At 33.7% G+C, this 16,741-nt stretch carries 13 protein-coding genes, 1 rRNA gene and 1 riboswitch; of the genes, 13 read left to right on the top strand and 1 reads right to left on the bottom strand.

The genetic code is table 11. The features are described 5' to 3' along the window. The first annotated feature begins 2 nt into the window (after positions 1-2). The 9 genes from menD (at position 3) to B8965_RS03085 (ending at position 11,011) form a co-directional block, all read left to right on the top strand. Positions 3-1,757, top strand: coding sequence for a 2-succinyl-5-enolpyruvyl-6-hydroxy-3-cyclohexene-1-carboxylic-acid synthase (menD, locus tag B8965_RS03125; RefSeq protein ID WP_084052406.1), 1,755 nt, complete (start codon positions 3-5; stop codon positions 1,755-1,757). Further along, entirely contained in the window at positions 1,747-2,562 is an 816-nt protein-coding gene (gene menH / locus B8965_RS03120; RefSeq protein ID WP_084052405.1) for a 2-succinyl-6-hydroxy-2,4-cyclohexadiene-1-carboxylate synthase, read from the top strand. The genes menD and menH overlap by 11 nt, the downstream gene beginning before the upstream one ends. After that, complete coding sequence (gene menB, locus B8965_RS03115) at positions 2,552-3,370, top strand: 1,4-dihydroxy-2-naphthoyl-CoA synthase (protein WP_084052404.1); 819 nt, start codon at positions 2,552-2,554, stop codon at positions 3,368-3,370. Before menH ends, menB begins: the two co-directional genes overlap by 11 nt. 56 nt (positions 3,371-3,426) lie before the next feature. Then, complete coding sequence (locus B8965_RS03110; protein ID WP_084052403.1) at positions 3,427-4,995, top strand: o-succinylbenzoate--CoA ligase; 1,569 nt, start codon at positions 3,427-3,429, stop codon at positions 4,993-4,995. 74 nt (positions 4,996-5,069) lie between these two features. Next, a complete protein-coding gene (gene menC, locus B8965_RS03105; protein ID WP_207651165.1) occupies positions 5,070-6,179 on the top strand; it encodes an o-succinylbenzoate synthase in 1,110 nt (369 codons plus the stop codon). Positions 6,180-6,189: 10 nt separating this feature from the next. Then, entirely contained in the window at positions 6,190-6,807 is a 618-nt protein-coding gene (locus tag B8965_RS03100; protein WP_084052401.1) for a LysE/ArgO family amino acid transporter, read from the top strand. A gap of 29 nt (positions 6,808-6,836) precedes the next feature. Next, complete coding sequence (locus B8965_RS03095) at positions 6,837-8,159, top strand: MATE family efflux transporter (RefSeq protein ID WP_084052400.1); 1,323 nt, start codon at positions 6,837-6,839, stop codon at positions 8,157-8,159. Between the two features lie 147 nt (positions 8,160-8,306). After that, positions 8,307-9,626: a nucleobase:cation symporter-2 family protein gene (locus B8965_RS03090; protein ID WP_084052399.1), complete on the top strand. Its 1,320-nt coding sequence runs from the start codon at positions 8,307-8,309 to the stop codon at positions 9,624-9,626. Positions 9,627-9,649: 23 nt separating this feature from the next. Beyond that, positions 9,650-11,011, top strand: coding sequence for an amidohydrolase (locus B8965_RS03085; protein ID WP_084052398.1), 1,362 nt, complete (start codon positions 9,650-9,652; stop codon positions 11,009-11,011). Positions 11,012-11,059: 48 nt separating this feature from the next. Here the strand turns inward: B8965_RS03085 and B8965_RS03080 are convergent, their stop codons facing one another. Next, a complete protein-coding gene (locus tag B8965_RS03080; RefSeq protein WP_084052397.1) occupies positions 11,060-11,266 on the bottom strand; it encodes a zinc ribbon domain-containing protein in 207 nt (68 codons plus the stop codon). Between the two features lie 261 nt (positions 11,267-11,527). On the opposite strand from B8965_RS03080, the gene pepV reads away from it, so the two are divergent. The 4 genes from pepV to B8965_RS03060 all read left to right on the top strand — a co-directional run. Then, on the top strand, positions 11,528-12,901 hold the full coding sequence (gene pepV, locus B8965_RS03075; RefSeq protein ID WP_084052396.1) for a dipeptidase PepV: 1,374 nt from the start codon (positions 11,528-11,530) through the stop codon (positions 12,899-12,901). A gap of 117 nt (positions 12,902-13,018) precedes the next feature. Beyond that, positions 13,019-13,103: riboswitch (ZMP/ZTP riboswitch) on the top strand. A 70-nt stretch (positions 13,104-13,173) separates the two neighbouring features. Next, a complete protein-coding gene (gene pflB / locus B8965_RS03070) occupies positions 13,174-15,408 on the top strand; it encodes a formate C-acetyltransferase (protein WP_084052395.1) in 2,235 nt (744 codons plus the stop codon). 9 nt (positions 15,409-15,417) lie between these two features. Beyond that, positions 15,418-16,119: a pyruvate formate-lyase-activating protein gene (pflA, locus tag B8965_RS03065; protein ID WP_084052394.1), complete on the top strand. Its 702-nt coding sequence runs from the start codon at positions 15,418-15,420 to the stop codon at positions 16,117-16,119. Between the two features lie 454 nt (positions 16,120-16,573). Then, a 16S ribosomal RNA gene (locus tag B8965_RS03060) occupies positions 16,574-16,741 on the top strand; the annotation flags it as partial.

Below are 16,741 nucleotides of genomic sequence, written 5' to 3'. Positions count from 1 at the left end.
AGATGAATACCCGTGATGCTATGACGAAATATATAGCAAGTTTTGTAGATGAATTAGCAAAATCTGGGGTCGAGGATATTGTAATTAGTCCAGGATCTAGGTCTACTCCCATCTCTATGTTAATGATGGAGCATCCTAAAATAAAGACGTGGATTCAAATAGATGAACGCTCAGCTGGATATTTTGCTTTAGGAATAGCAAAGGCCAAGAAGAAACCAGTGGCGCTTGTGTGTACTTCAGGAACTGCGGTGGCAAATTACCTGCCAAGTATTGTAGAGGCTCATTATCAAAGAGTACCACTTATCGTGCTTACAGCAGATCGCCCTCATGAATTACGAGAAGTAGGAGCCCCACAATCTATTGATCAAATTAATATTTTTGGTAAATATGCTAAGTGGTTTGTGGAAATGCCTTTAGCAGAAGACAGTGAAAGAATGCTTAATTATGTGCGCATGGTTGCAAATCGAGCAGTGGGAATAGCAAAATTTGATTGTAGTGGGATAGTACATTTAAACTTTCCTTTTCGGGACCCTTTAATCCCTAATTTAGAATTAGAAAATTTATGGGATGGTGGCAGGGGGGGAGATGCCTATACTCAGGTTTTAGCTGGTTCGAGAAAAATAGATAAACTAGAGCTTAACTTAGTAGCTGACAAACTAAGAACCAAAGATAAGGGTGTAATTATTTGTGGACCCGATATTAAAGCTGAACTGATTAATGAAATAATTAAGCTTGCTAAAATCTTAAAATACCCGATTTTAGCCGATCCTTTAGCCAATTTACGCTGTGGTGTTCATTCAAAAGAGTGGATAATTGATAGTTATGATGCCTTTTTACGTAATGATAATTTTAAAAAGCTAGTAAAACCAGAGCTAGTATTAAGGTTTGGCGCAATGCCCGTTTCCAAAGCAGTATTATTATATTTAGAAGGATCTAGCGAATGTGAGCAAATAATTATTGATGAAAATACTAGCTGGCGAGAACCCACGCTAAAAGCTGCACAGATGATTTATACTGACGAAGCAGAATTTTGCAGGAGTTTAGGAGAAATGTTACCTGAGAAGATTCCCACTAAATGGGGTGAGTTTTGGCAAAAAATTAATACTTTAGCAGCTGAGCATATGGTAAGTGAAGGAACAAAAGCAGAATTATTTGAAGGTGGAGTGATGATTGAACTGCAAAAAATCTTACCTGAAAAGTCTATCTTGTTTTTAGGTAATAGTATGCCTATAAGAGATGCTGATTATTTTTTTACTTGTACCGATAAAGAAGTGAAATTTTTAGCTAATAGGGGAACAAATGGGATAGATGGGGTAATTTCAAGTGCCCTAGGAGCAAGTACTGTTCATAATCCTTTAGTGCTTGTAATTGGAGATTTATCTTTTTTCCATGATTCTAATGCTTTATTTTTAACTAAACTATATAATCTTGATATAACTATTATTCTAGTTAATAATGATGGTGGCGGAATTTTTTCCTTTTTACCACAAGCAAAATATGGTAAACATTTTGAAGAATTATTTGGTACACCTATGGGTTTAGATTATGAAAATTTAGTAAAAATGTATCAAGGGTCTTTTACTAAAATAAACTCTTGGGAAGAATTTAGGGAAGGTGTCTCTAAAGGATTTACAAGCAAAGGGCTATCGGTTATTGAAGTGCCTTCAAATCGAGAGACTAATGAAAAGGCTCATTGTGAAATTTGGAGTTCTTTGATGCCAAAAATAGATCAAGAGCTTAAAAAAAATGAAAGTTAATCACCTGGATTATCATGTTGAGGTACAAGGAGCGGGAGAACCTGTCTTAGTATTACATGGTTTTAGTGGATCTAGTAAGAGCTTTAGTAAATTTAGTGATTTATGGTCCCAAGATTATCAAGTAATTTTAGTTGATATCCTAGGACATGGAAACTCAGCTAAACCTGCAGATTATAGGCGCTATGAAATGGACAAGGTAGCTGAAGATTTAAAGGTAATCTTAAAAAATTTAAACATTGCTAAAACTCATCTCTTTGGCTATTCCATGGGAGGAAGGCTGGCTCTCAACTTTGTGTTTAAATATCCACAGATGATCGCTTCTTTAATTTTAGAAAGTAGCTCACCAGGGTTAGAAAATGAGGAAGAACGTGAGCTAAGGCGAGAACAGGATTACGAATTAGCCACATTTATCGAAGAAAAAGGCATAGCGGAGTTTGTCTCCTACTGGGATAGCTTACCTTTATTTAATTTAAAAGAGATAGCAAAAGAAAAGAAAAATGCCTTACATCAAGAACGTTTAAATAATGATACTAAAGGATTAGCTAATAGTTTGCGTGGTATGGGAACGGGAAGGCAAAAACCTTTATGGCACGCCTTGCAAGAGATAAAAGTTCCGGTTTTACTCATTGTAGGTGAAAAGGATAAAAAGTATTGCAAAATAGCAGCTGAGATGGCTAAGCGTTTGCCAAATGCCCAGAAAGAAGTAGTTCAAGAAGCAAGTCATATAGTGCATTTAGAAAAGCCACACATATTTAGTAATTTAATTTTGGAATTTTTACAGGGGAGGTATAAAAATGACAATTAAATGGATACAAGAACGTGAATATGAAGACATTTTATATCATACGCACGAGGGAATCGCTAAAATTACAATTAATCGTCCTGAGGTACATAATGCTTTTCGTCCTAAAACAGTAAGTGAAATGATAGATGCTTTTGCTTATGCTAGAGATGATGAAAACATTGGTGTAATTATCTTAGCTGGTGCAGGGGGAAAGGCTTTTTGTTCAGGTGGTGACCAAAAGGTACGAGGTCATGGCGGTTACATAGGAGAGGATAAAATTCCTCGTTTAAATGTATTAGATCTTCAGCGTTTAATTAGATTTACGCCAAAGCCTGTGGTAGCAATGGTAGCTGGATATGCTATTGGGGGAGGACATGTTTTACATATTGTTTGTGATTTAACTATTGCAGCTGATAATGCAATTTTTGGACAAACTGGACCAAAGGTAGGAAGCTTTGACGCAGGATATGGTGCAGGTTATTTAGCTCGTATTGTTGGACATAAAAAGGCCCGTGAAATTTGGTATTTATGTCGTCAATATAATGCCCAGGAAGCTTTAGATATGGGACTTGTAAATACAGTTGTTCCTTTAGAACAATTGGAAGAAGAAACTGTAAAATGGTGTGAGGAAATGTTAGATAAATCTCCTACAGCTTTACGCTTTTTAAAAGCATCTTTTAATGCAGATACTGATGGTCTTGCAGGGCTGCAACAATTTGGCGGGGATGCTACTTTATTATATTATACTACTGATGAAGCCAAAGAAGGTAGAGATGCCTTTAAAGAAAAAAGACAACCAGATTTTAAAAAATTCCCACGTTTTCCGTAAACAAAATTCAGCTTGATTATTCAAGCTGATTTTATATTATTTAAAAGGAGAAAAACATGAGTAGTGAAACAATGCCTAATTGGTTAGCTAAAAGAGCTGATTTGACTCCGAAGCGAATTGCAATTGAAAATGAAGAGGAAAAAATGACCTTCAAGGAGCTAAATGAACAGGCAAAGATAATGGCTAGGCAAGTAGCAAGTTTAGACATTGAAGATGAGGAAAATATAGCACTATTACTAAAAAATGATTTCCCGGCGATTATTTTAATTCATGCCCTAGCCTATTTAGATGTTACTTTAGTCTTTTTAAACACGAGATTATCGCCTAAAGAATTAGCCTTTCAAGTACAAGATGCAGGGGTAAAAAGATTAATTTATGCTGATAATTATGAGGAACTTGTGGTGAAAATAAATCTAGCATGCCAGCAAGAAAAAGTTAATCTTAAATTTAAATTAGAAACAATTAGTATAAAACAACTTTCTACGTTAAAGGAAATGGAAATTCCTTTACAAACAGAAATAAATTTAGCTAAAATCCATTCCATTATTTATACTTCTGGAACTACAGGTACGCCTAAAGGAGTTACGTTATCTTATGGCAACCATTTTTGGAGTGCAGTAGGATCTTGCCTTAATTTAGGTCTAGATAATAATGATACTTGGTTATTAGCCCTGCCGATATTTCATGTAAGTGGATTATCAATTTTAATGCGTAGTGTAATTTATGGAATTAGGATAGTAGTACATGAGAATTTTGAGGCGCAAAAAGTTAATCAGTCTCTTTTAAATCATGGAGTTACTCTTATATCTGTGGTTAGTATTCAGCTACAAAAAATGCTGGATAATTTAAAACAAGATTCTTATCCCAGTTCTCTTCGGTGCGTGTTACTCGGTGGAGGATTTGTACCTCGAAGTTTACTAGAAGAGAGTCAAAAAAGAAAAATCCCTGTTTTTCAAACTTATGGTATGACTGAAACAGCCTCGCAAATAGTTACCCTTAGTCCGGAATATTTAACATCTAAACTGGGCTCAGCAGGCAAGCCTTTATTTCCAGCGCAGTTAAAAATCATGAGTAAGGATCAAGAAATAATTAACGAAGTAGGCGAAATAGTAGTTAAAGGACCAAGTGTGACTAAAGGATATTATCATAATGAAAAGGCGACAAAAGAAGCTTTTAAAGAAGGATGGATCTACACTGGAGATTTAGGTTATGTAGATGAAGAAGGATTTTTATATATTGTAGACAGGCGTAGTGATTTAATTATTTCAGGAGGGGAAAACATTTATCCTGCTGAAATAGAAACTGTGTTATTAACTCATCCTGATGTCGAGGAAGTAGGGGTTACGGGTATGGATGATGAAAAGTGGGGCAAGGTTCCCATTGCCTTTATTAAGGTTAAAGAAAGTAAAAATCGTAAAAATAATCAAGCTATTATAGATAATAAAAATAATGAAGATATTAAATATTTTAAAGATACAAAGCTTTTAGCCCACCAGTTACAGCATTATTGTGGTGAGAGACTTGCTAAATATAAAGTTCCAACCCGGATTATCTTTGTGGAAAGTTTGCCACGTAATGCTAGTAATAAATTATTACGACGCAAACTTTTAGAATACTTAAATTAGGATAACTCAATTAACAATGAAAAATATACTTAGACAATTATATAAGGATTATATACAAACTAAACGAGGTGATTATGATGAAAATTAAAAAGATTACCTTATACCAGATTGCCTTGGAATTAAAAAATCCCTTTGTCACAAGTTATGGCAAAGTAACTAAGCGCCCTAGTATCGTTATTGAAATAGAAGATAAGGATGGATTTATCGGGCTTGGGGAATGTGTAGCCTTTAGTGATCCTTTTTATACCGAAGAAACCTTACACACTTGCCTACATATTATGAAAGAATTTCTAATTCCTCTATTATTTAAAGAGAGGATTAAGCATCCAGATGAAGTAGGGGCAAGATTTATTCCTATTCGGCGAAATAATATGTCTAAGGCAGCTTTAGAGGGAGCAGTTTGGGATTTATATGCTAAAAGAGAAAGGTTATCCCTGGCTAATGCAATTGGAGGAACAAAAAAAGAAATAGAAATAGGCATTGCTATTGGACTTAAAAAGGTTCCGGAAATGTTAGCCCAAATCGAAAAATCCTTAGCACAAGGATATAAACGAGTAAAGATTAAAATAAAACCCGGAATAGAACATGAAATATTAGAAGCCATTCGTAACTCATTTCCTCATTTACCTTTAATGGTGGATGCAAATTCTGCTTATACAGTAAAAGATTTTGAGATATTAAAATCTTTAGATAGGTACGATCTCATGATGATTGAACAACCCTTAGCCTGTGATGATCTGTTTTATCATGCCAAATTACAAGAAAAGATCACTACTCCTATTTGTTTAGATGAAAGCATAACTTCAGTACATGATTTAAAAGTCGCGTTAGAAATGAGAAGTTGTAAAGTGGTCAATCTTAAACCAAGCCGAGTTGGAGGAATTAGTGCAGCTAAAAGTATTCATGATTTATGCAAGGAACATAATATTGCTCTTTGGGGTGGGGGTATGTTAGAAGCAGGGATTGCAAGGGCACAGGCTCTGGCTCTTTATTCATTGCCGCATTTTAGCCTGCCTGCTGATACAGCAGGGTCTAATAAATACTGGGAAAATGATATTATACTTCCAGAAATAAAGATGAATAATGGTATAATTAAGGTTTCAGAAAATATAGGCATTGGTTATAAGTTAAATCAGGATATTTTAAAAAAGGTATTAGTACATAAAGAAATATTTTATAATTAAGGAGTAGCAAATGTTCACATATATTGTTCAAGGATTTTTATTAGGGTTAGCTTATTTAGTTCCAATTGGTATGCAAAATCTCTACATAATTAATTTTTCTTTACGAAAAAATTGGCTTACATCTTATCAAGTAGCCTTAGCTGTAATCTTCTTTGATATAACGCTTGCTCTTGCTTGTTTTTATGGAATGGGAATTATAATTGAAAAATCACTTATGCTAAAAGCAGTAATCCTCTTAGTTGGTAGTATAGCGATTATTTTTATTGGTTACGGACTTATTAAAAGCACCCCTACTTTTGAAATAAAGCTAGAAATAGATAAACCTTTTAAACAAATTCTTTTAGCCTGTTTTCTAGTTACCTGGGCCAATCCTCAAGCTATTATAGATGGATCATTATTATTAGGAGGATATCGAGCATCTCTTCCTATGGAAGGTGTTAAATTATTTATTTTAGGAGTTTGCTTAGCCTCGTTTTTTTGGTTTATGGGTCTTACAACGGTAATACAATGGACAAAGAAAAGTTTTACTACTAATATTTTAAAAGCGCTAAATAGAATATGTGGAGTTATAGTGATTATTTATGGTTTGAAATTAGCGTATAATTTTATTCAAATGATTTTACTTTAAGATAGGATAATTAGTAGGGAGAAGGTTTAATGACGAAGAAAATTGACTTAGAAAATGATTCAATCGCACGTTTATTTTATAAATATTTTATTCCATCCTTAATTGGAATGTTGATGATGTCTATTAATATTGTTATTGATGGTATTTTTGTCGGGAGGGCTGTAGGAAGAGAAGGTCTAGCTAGTGTAAATATTTGTTTTCCTATTTTTATGCTCTTAATTGCTCTTGCTCTTTGGATTGGGATCGGAGGGGCTACTGTAATATCAGTATATTTTGGACAAAAAGAATATCAAAAGGGACAAAATATTTTTGGACAATGTATGACTTTAGCGGTCATTATTACGATAATAATAACGATATTAGGAAATATATATTTGGAAAAAATAGCATATCTTTTAGGTGCTGATGCAAAACTATTACACTATGTAACAGGATATTTACGCATCTTATTTTTTTTCAGCTTTACCTTTATTTTAGGAGATTCTTTAAATGCATTAATCAGGAATGATGGAAATCCTAATCTAGTTATGTACGCTATGAGTGCAGGCGCAATTATAAATATCATCTTAGATTATCTTTTTATATTTATATATAAATGGGGATTAGAAGGCGCTTCTTTTGCTACGGGATTAGGTCAGCTTGCTGTTTTTGTAGTATTATTAGTACATTTTATTTTTAAAAAGGGTTCCTTGCGATTGAACTTCGCTAAATTAAAAATGAAGGATACAGCACGGATTTTCAGTAATGGTACGCCAGTTTTTATTACGGAGATAGCTACAGGCGTTATAGCTCTTATCTTTAACCTAGTATTAATGGATTTAAGTGGTGATTTAGGAGTTTCGGTGTATAGCATTATTAATTATATTCATGCCTTAGTAATTATGGTTTTTATTTCTATCTCTCAGGCTATTCAGCCGATAATTAGTTACAATTTTGGGGCTAATAATTTCAAAAGGGTTAATAAAGTTTTATGGCTCGGAATAAAGGTTTCAATTTTTCTAGGAATCTTTTTTTACACGATTGGCTTATTCTTTGGTAAAAATATTACAATGCTCTTTAATAATGAAGACTTGGAATTAATTAATTTAGCCTCAGCAGCAATAAAAATTTATTTTAGTGCTTATTTATTTATGGGCATAAACGTAGTAATTGCTTCCTTTTTTCAATCCATGGAAAAGTCTAGGGTATCTACGATTATTTCTTTATTAAGAAGTTTTATTTTTATTATTTTAGGTTTACTGGTCTTAACTAAGTTCTTCCATATAAAAGGTGTTTGGCTTGCTACCCCTTTTTCAGAAATTTTGACTTTGATTGTTTCTCTATATTTAATGAAAATGTATAAAAATGCCTAAAACTTAAGACGTAAATAAAGAAATGCTTTTCATACACGAACTATTATAATGACTTTTATAATAATATACGATTTTACTAGGAAACTCCCACATATCTGGTTATAATGGAGATGCAATATTCGACAATATTTACGAGGGGGAGTTTAAATGGACAAGGGTGGAACTAATATTTTAGTAGGGGTAGATGAAAAAATAAGTTATAAAGAAGCTTTTATTTTAGGCTTACAGCATGTATTAGCCATGGACTTATATATAGTACCCATTATTTTAGCGAGTTTGTTAGCCTTAGATCAAAGTAATACGGCCTTTTTTATTCAAATGAGCTTTTTAGCAGCAGGTATTGCTACTTTAATACAAACTGGTTTTTGTATGCGTTACCCTATTATGCAAGGACCTTCGTATATACCGATTGCAGCTCTTGCTGCTATTGGAAGTGAGTTAGGTCTTAGGACAATGATTGGAAGTTTAATTCCAGGCGCTATTATTTTAATTTTATTAGGTTTTCCTTTGCGTTTTTTAGCGAAAATAATAAGTAAATTTATTCCTCCTATTGTAGGGGGAACGGTAATCATAATTGTCGGAATTTCTTTAATGCCGGTAGCTATGAATAATATATTTACAGCACCTGGTAACTTAGGGAATAATGCTATAATTGGCTTATTTTCAGCAGCATTGTTAATTACTTGTATGTTAATTGGCACAAGATTTACTGGAGCAGGAAAAGTATTACGAATTGCTTCGGTAATTATTGCATTAGTAGGGGGTACTCTCTTTGCTTCAACTTTTGGAATACTTGATTTTAGTGCTGTAAAAAAGGCTGCTTGGTTTTCGTTACCAAAGCTATTTCCTTTTGGGACTCCTATATTTGAATTAAAGTCAGTTTTAACGATGATCTTTATTTATTTGGTAGTTTTAGTAGAAACAACAGGAACCTGGTTTGCGGTATCAGCAGTAACAGGTACAGAGATTCCTGAAAAAAGACTCAATAGTGCAGCTGTCGGAGAAGGTCTTGGTTGCTTGGTTGGAGCATTATTTGGAGGAACACCGATGACAGGTTATTCTACAAATGCTGGAATAATCGCGGTAACTGGTGTGGCAAGTAGAATGGCAATCATGGCAGGTGGAGTTATTTTAATACTTTTAGGATTTATCCCAAAAGTAATGAATATTATTGCTTGTATTCCAGGGGTTGTAATCAATGGTATATTTGGAGTAGTTTGCGTTATTATTGCGATGAATGGATTTAGAGCTATTCAAAACATAGAATTAAATGAACGTAATATGATGGTAATCGGGATTCCTATTTTATTTACTTTGGGAGCAAATGCATTTCCAAAAGATGTATTATACACACTTCCTAGTTATGCAAATTATATTTTATCTTCAGGTATGGCAGTAGGAGCATTATCAACTGTAATTTTAAACATAATTTTGCCTCCTGTTAAAAGCAGCTTGGATAGTAGATAATAACGTAAAAAAGAGGGGATTAAATGAATCAAATATTAATTAAAAATGCTTATATTATTTCCATGAACCAAGAAAAGCAAGTTTTTACTAACGGTGATATTTTAATAGAAGATGATAAAATTAAAGAAATAGGCAGAGTAAATGTAGAAATAGTAGGTGCTGATGCAGAAATAGTAGATGCTACAGGTAAGATTATTATGCCAGGATTAATCAATACTCATGTGCATTTATCTCAACAATTAGGTAGAGGTATAGCAGATGATGTGGATTTACTAACTTGGCTACGCGAAAGAATTTGGCCATATGAAAGCAATTTAACTTTAGAAGATTCCTATATATCGTCTTTAGCATGCTCGGTTGAATTAATTAAAAGCGGAGTTACTACTTTTGCCGAAGCAGGGGGACAAGAAGTTGACGGAATGGGAAGAGCGGTAACTGAAGCTGGACTGAGAGCAATGTTAACTCGCTCCACTATGGACTGTGGTGAAGGTATTCCTAAGAAGTGGCAAGAAACAACAGAAGAATGCTTAGAAAAGCAAATAGAATTATATGAACGCTGGCATAATAAAGCAGACGGTCGAATTAAGTCTTGGTTTGGACTTCGCACTATTTTTAACAATACGGATCAATTAATTATAAAAACCAAGGAATTAGCGGACAAATATGGCGTAGGAATTCATATGCACGTAGCAGAAATCGAAGGAGAAGTACTTTTTGCGAAAGAAACTAAAGGTGCAACAACCGTACAGCATTTAAATAATCTTGGAGTTTTAGATAAAAACTTCTTAGCCGTCCATACCGTCTGGCTATCAGATCAAGAAGTAGATTTATTTAAACAGCATAATGTTAAGGTTTCGCATAATCCAGGTGCAGCTATGAAGGTTGTTTTAGGATTTGCTAAAGTTCCAGAAATGTTAGCTAAAGGCATCCCAGTTTCGATCGGGACAGATGGAGCACCATCTAATAATAGAATGGATATGATGGGAGAAATGTATCTAACGTCCTTAATTCATAAAGGAAGAACATTAGACCCAAAAGCAGTTCCAGCAGAACAAGTATTAGAAATGGCAACTTTAAATGGAGCAAAGTCAGTTCTTTTAGAAGATGAAATTGGCTCATTAGAAGTAGGGAAAAAAGCGGACTTAATTATTCTAAATCCAAAATCAATAGGTAGCATACCTATGCATGATCCTGTGGCAAATATAGTATATGCGATGCAGTCAAGCAATGTAGAGTCATCCATGTGTAATGGTAAATGGCTCATGAAAGAGCGGAAGGTTTTAACCATAAATGAAGAGGATATTGTAAAAGAAGCAGAACAAAGAGCAAAAGACGTAATTAAAAGAGCAGGTATTATCTTGCCTGAACGGTTTAAAATGATATAGAGAAAAAGGCTAACCATAGTGAATATGGTTAGCCTTTTTAAATGCATCTTAACCACCAAAGAAAAAGTCAATTACATTAGAAGCTAGGGAAGCTTCTTTATTATAAAATTCACAGTAACCACAATTTTTACAATAAACCACTAAGAATTTATTATTTTGTACGTCAAATAGTTTTGAAAGACCAGTACCTGTAGTGGAAATTTCTTTGGTAGCAGCATCTGTACTACCGCATTTGATACAACCTTTTGTAGCCATTTATTATCTCTCCTTTTTTTATCTAGTGTATAAGATAGTTTGTGCTTTGCTGTATAGATATTTATACATAGAATAGACTACATATAATTAATGTAATCTGCATTTCAATTACTTTATAATTATATTTATGAGCAAGAATGTAGGTAAATAACCCTATTTTTATTATAACCTAAACTTAAAGGTTTTTTAAAATACTATTTGGGTTTAAAGTAAGTAATTTTAAGGATAATATATGTATAAGGAAATATAGGGAGTGATTTTATGCAGTTTACTGAAACTGTGGAAAAATATCAAGAAGAAATGATTAAGTCAACGAAAGAATTAATTAACATTAGAAGTGTGGAAGAAAGTCCTAGAGAAAATATGCCTTTTGGTGAAGGTGTAGATCAGGCGTTAAAGTACGTTTTAAATTTAGGTCAAGAGCTTGGTTTTAAGGTAGAAAATATTGATAATTATGCTGGTCACATTGATTATGGTGCAGGTGAGGAAATAATAGGAGTCTTAGTGCATTTAGACGTTGTGCCTGAGGGGGATGGATGGACTTACCCTCCTTATGGTTCTGTGGTGGAAAATGGAAAAATATATGGGCGGGGTGCGATCGATAACAAAGGGCCAGCGATTGCTAGTTTATACGCGATGAAAGCGTTAAAGGATTCTGGTCTTTCTATTAAGAAAAAAATCCGCATAATTCTTGGAACGAATGAAGAAACTAATTGGAAAGGGATCGATTATTATCTCAAAAAGGTAAAAGCGCCTGATATGGCTTTTGTGCCTGATGCTAACTTTCCCGTAATTCAAGGCGAAAAAGGGATTTTGATTTTTGATTTAGAGAAGAAGTTAGCTCAAAAAGAAGGATCTAGGCTTAAAATAAAAGGTGGTAATGCGCCTAATATGGTGCCAGATAGTTGTGAGGCTAGCATTCAGTTAAGTAAAAGTGATCAGGAAGTTTATCAGAAAAGGCTATCAGAGGTAAAAGAGGCCAAGATAGAATTTAAGGAAAATGAGTTAATTATTAAAACTACGGGTATTTCAGCTCATGGTAGTACGCCAGAGGCAGGACTTAATGCAATTTCGCTCATGATGACGGTTTTAGGTGAATTACCGTTAGAAGGAGAAGCTAAGGAATTTGTTGATTTATATAATGGTAAAATAGGGATGGGCTATCATGGGGAGAATATAGGATGTGCCCTCCAAGATGAAGTATCAGGAAAGTTAGTTTTTAATGTAGGAATGATAGATCTAGATGAAAGTAAAGTTAAGCTTACTGTAAATATCAGATATCCGATTAGTTATGATAGTAAAAGGGTCTACACTGGTATACAAGAAAAATTAAAAGGTACAGGTCTTGAAATTACTCCTTTAGAAGAAAAGTTGCCGATTTACCTACCGGAAGATCACGAATTAGTGCAAAAACTTATGGCTGTTTATAGGGAGCAAACTAGGGATATGGAAAGTAAACCACTGGTTATAGGTGGAGGAACATATGCAAGAGCATTAAAAAATGCGGTAGCTTTTGGAGCTTTATTTATGGGTGAAGAAGAAGTAGCACATCAAAAGGATGAATATATTAAAATAGAAACTTTAACTAAGTGTGCAAAGATTTATGCCCATGCTATGTATGAGTTAGCGAAATAAACGAACATTATATCTCAAATTAATATAATAGTTAAGATAAGACACAACAATAAATACATAATCAATGTGTATTGACAAAATGTTCGCCTATTGTTATTATAAAGACAACAATTAAAGACGTAATCACATGACTGGCGGAGAAAAATGTGGAATTAACCACGTGAAGTGTGATTACTTGAAGCCGACCGCCTGGGCCAAGAATATAATCTAGCCTGGGTGGTCTGTTTTTTACCCCCAAGGCTGAATAATTTTTAGTCAAGGGGGTCATTTTTATGTTTAGAAATGAGTGGAATGGTTTTAAAGAAGGTATTTGGACGGAAAAAATTGATATTCAAAACTTTATTCAAAAAAATTATACTCCTTATTATGGGGATGAAAGCTTTTTAGAAGCGGCTACTATAAAAACGGAAAAGTTAAATACTAAATTTAATTACTTACTTTTAGAGGAACTTAAAAAAAGTGTACTAGGTGTTGATACGAAAAATGTTTCGGGTATTGATAATTTTGAGCCAGGTTTTCTCGATAAAGAAAATGAAGTAATTGTCGGACTGCAAACAGATGCACCTTTAAAAAGAATGATTAATCCTTATGGCGGAGTAAGAATGGTGGAAAGTGCTTTAAAGGAATATGGCTATAGTATAGATCCTGAGATAAAGGAAGTATTTTCAAATTATCGTAAAACTCATAATCAAGGAGTTTTTGATGCATATACAGAAGAAGCAAGACTAGCGAGAACAGCGGGACTATTAACGGGTTTACCTGATGCGTATGGTAGAGGCAGAATTATTGGGGACTTTAGAAGAATCGCATTATATGGAATAGATCATTTAATTGCAGAAAAAAAGAAAGATTTAAAAAATGCGAAAGGTTCTATGAACGAGCATTTAATTCGCCAAAGAGAAGAAATATCTGAACAAATTAGAGCCCTTGGAAAAATGAAAAACATGGCTAGTTCTTATGGGGTAGATATTTCTGGTCCTGCTAAAAATGCTTTAGAAGCAGTGCAATTTGTTTATTTTGGCTACCTAGCAGGAATTAAAGAAAATAATGGAGCGGCTATGTCTCTTGGTAGAGTGAGCACATTTATTGATATCTATATTGAAAGAGATTTAAAAAATGGTAGTTTAACAGAAAAAGAAGCCCAAGAAATAATTGATCAATTTATTATTAAATTAAGAATGGTTAGACATTTAAGGACTCCGGAATATAATGACTTATTTGCAGGAGATCCTAATTGGGTTACTGAGTCTATTGGAGGCATGAGCATAGGTGGAACTGCTTTGGTTACTAAAAATTCATATAGACTTATGCATACTTTAATTAATTTAGGTCAGAGTCCAGAACCGAATATTACAGTACTATGGTCAGATAAGTTACCAGAAAACTTTAAAAAATATTGCGCACAAATGAGTATTAAAACAGACGCAATTCAATATGAAAATGACGAAATTATGCGTCCCATTTATGGTGATGATTACGGTATTGCATGCTGTGTTTCGGCGATGGAGCTTGGAAAGCAAATGCAATTTTTTGGAGCAAGATGTAATTTAGCAAAATCCCTTCTATATGCTATTAATGGCGGAATTGATGAACAAAATGGAACTTTAGTGGTTCCAGGTATCGAAAAAATAGAAGGTGAAATTTTAGATTATGAAAAGGTTAAAGCAAACTACTTTAAAGTTTTAGAATATGTAGCTGAACTTTATGTTAATACCTTAAATATTATCCACTATATGCATGATAAATATGCATATGAAGCAGGGTTAATGGCCCTTCATGATACAGAAATAAAAAGAATTATGGCATTTGGAGTAGCAGGTTTATCTGTAACCGCTGATTCATTAAGCGCTTTAAAATATGCAGAGGTAAAGGCAATCAGAGAAAATGGAATCGCCACTTCATTTGAAATAACGGGAGAATTCCCAAAGTACGGAAACGACGATAATAATGTTGACGATATAGCGGTAGAAATAGTGCACAAATTTATTAGCGAATTAAAAAAACATGAAACATATCGGGAAGCCGAACATACTTTATCTGTTTTAACAATTACCTCTAATGTGGTTTATGGCAAAAAAACAGGCAGTACTCCTGATGGTAGAAAAAGTGGTGAGGCCTTTGCTCCAGGTGCTAACCCAATGCATGGACGAGATATAAATGGTGCACTTGCTTCTTTAAACTCTGTAGCCAAGATACCATATCGTGGTGTTTGCCAAGATGGAGTATCTAATACATTTTCAATTGTACCAGAAGCTTTAGGTAAAGATGAAGAAATGAGAATTAGTAATTTAGTTAATATATTAGATGGGTATTTTTCACAAGGAGCTCAGCATTTAAATGTGAATGTGATTAACAGAGAAACATTATTAGCTGCCATTGAAAATCCAGAAAATTATCCAAACTTAACCGTAAGAGTATCAGGTTATGCTGTAAACTTTAATAGATTAACAAGAGCACAGCAACTAGAAGTAGTTAATAGAACATTTCATGAAAATATGGCTGGGTAGGTGATAATAATGGGAAAAATACATTCTATAGAAACAATGGGTTTACTAGATGGTCCGGGTATAAGATATGTTGTTTTTTTTCAAGGATGTAAATTAAGATGTAGTTATTGTCATAATCCTGATACTTGGAATGTTAATGGAGGAACGGAAATCTCAGCAGAAGAATTAGTAAAAAAGGCTATCAGATTTAAACCTTATTTTGAGAAATCAAATGGAGGGGTTACTTGTTCAGGAGGAGACCCCCTCTTACAACCAGAGTTTTTATTAGAGTTTTTGAAGTTATGTAAAAAGAATAATATTCATACAACTATCGATACGGCAGGTTTTGGACAAGGTAACTATGCAGAAATTTTAAAATATACTGATTTAGTAATTTTAGATATCAAGCATGTTAATGCCAGGGGATATAAGGATTTAACTGGTGGAAGAATTGAAGAGTATAAAGAATTTAAAGAAGAAGTTTTAAAGGCTAATAAAAAGCTATGGTTAAGACATGTTGTTGTGCCAGGGGTTACAAGTTCCAGAGAACATTTATTAGGTTTAAGAAAAGAAATTAAAACTTTTAAGAATGTTGAAAAGATTGAATTACTACCTTATCATAATTTGGGCGAAAATAAATATACAGGGCTGGGAATAGATTATAAGCTAGCAGGCATAAAGCCTTTAGATAAAACTAAAGTAAAAGAATATGAAAAACTACTAGTAAGTTAGCGGTACTTTAAAGGTACTGCTTTTTTTATTTAGAAAGATGTTAATCATAAAAAGATGATTATTTTAAAGATGATAATATTAGCACTATAAAGGAAGATTAATTGTATGTTTAAAAATGTATTAAGAAAATGTCGAAAATAATAATAAATAAGGTTGACCAAATATTTAAATGATGGTAAGATAAATCTTGTCGCCAAGAGGGGATGCCAAACATTTTAAACACATAAATAAATGTTGACACAAACAATTTAAAATGATAAGATAAGTTTTGTCGCCACAACAGGGCGTGAAACAAAAGAAAATATTAGAAGAGTGCTACAAAGCAAGACAAGCACTTAACGCAAGTCTTCTAAACAAGTTGTTCTTTGAAAATCAAACAGTTATAAAGAAACAGACCACAAGTAACAAACGGATAAATAACAAAGCCAAATGTTGGTTTTGAGCTTGCAGGATATTAATGGAGAGTTTGATCCTGGCTCAGGACGAACGCTGGCGGCATGCCTAACACATGCAAGTCGAACGGACTTTTAGTATTTAGTTTACTAAATACTAAAAGTTAGTGGCGGACGGGTGAGTAACGCGTGGGTAACCTGCCCATAAGTTGGGGGATAACTCCGGGAAA

Source organism: Desulfonispora thiosulfatigenes DSM 11270 (assembly GCF_900176035.1).
GTDB lineage: Bacteria > Bacillota > Peptococcia > Peptococcales > Desulfonisporaceae > Desulfonispora > Desulfonispora thiosulfatigenes.
The sequence above is the reverse complement of the archived record's forward strand: the minus strand, read 5'-3'. Positions and strand labels throughout refer to the sequence as shown.

Coding starts and splice junctions, on each gene's coding strand:
- B8965_RS03095 (WP_084052400.1), top strand. CDS start 6,837: ATGACGAAGAAAATTGACTTAGAAAATGATTCAATCGCACGTTTATTT.
- menH (WP_084052405.1), top strand. CDS start 1,747: ATGAAAGTTAATCACCTGGATTATCATGTTGAGGTACAAGGAGCGGGA.
- B8965_RS03100 (WP_084052401.1), top strand. CDS start 6,190: ATGTTCACATATATTGTTCAAGGATTTTTATTAGGGTTAGCTTATTTA.
- menD (WP_084052406.1), top strand. CDS start 3: ATGAATACCCGTGATGCTATGACGAAATATATAGCAAGTTTTGTAGAT.
- B8965_RS03080 (WP_084052397.1), bottom strand. CDS start 11,266: ATGGCTACAAAAGGTTGTATCAAATGCGGTAGTACAGATGCTGCTACC.
- menC (WP_207651165.1), top strand. CDS start 5,070: ATGATGAAAATTAAAAAGATTACCTTATACCAGATTGCCTTGGAATTA.
- menB (WP_084052404.1), top strand. CDS start 2,552: ATGACAATTAAATGGATACAAGAACGTGAATATGAAGACATTTTATAT.
- pepV (WP_084052396.1), top strand. CDS start 11,528: ATGCAGTTTACTGAAACTGTGGAAAAATATCAAGAAGAAATGATTAAG.
- B8965_RS03090 (WP_084052399.1), top strand. CDS start 8,307: ATGGACAAGGGTGGAACTAATATTTTAGTAGGGGTAGATGAAAAAATA.
- B8965_RS03110 (WP_084052403.1), top strand. CDS start 3,427: ATGAGTAGTGAAACAATGCCTAATTGGTTAGCTAAAAGAGCTGATTTG.
- B8965_RS03085 (WP_084052398.1), top strand. CDS start 9,650: ATGAATCAAATATTAATTAAAAATGCTTATATTATTTCCATGAACCAA.
- pflB (WP_084052395.1), top strand. CDS start 13,174: ATGTTTAGAAATGAGTGGAATGGTTTTAAAGAAGGTATTTGGACGGAA.
- pflA (WP_084052394.1), top strand. CDS start 15,418: ATGGGAAAAATACATTCTATAGAAACAATGGGTTTACTAGATGGTCCG.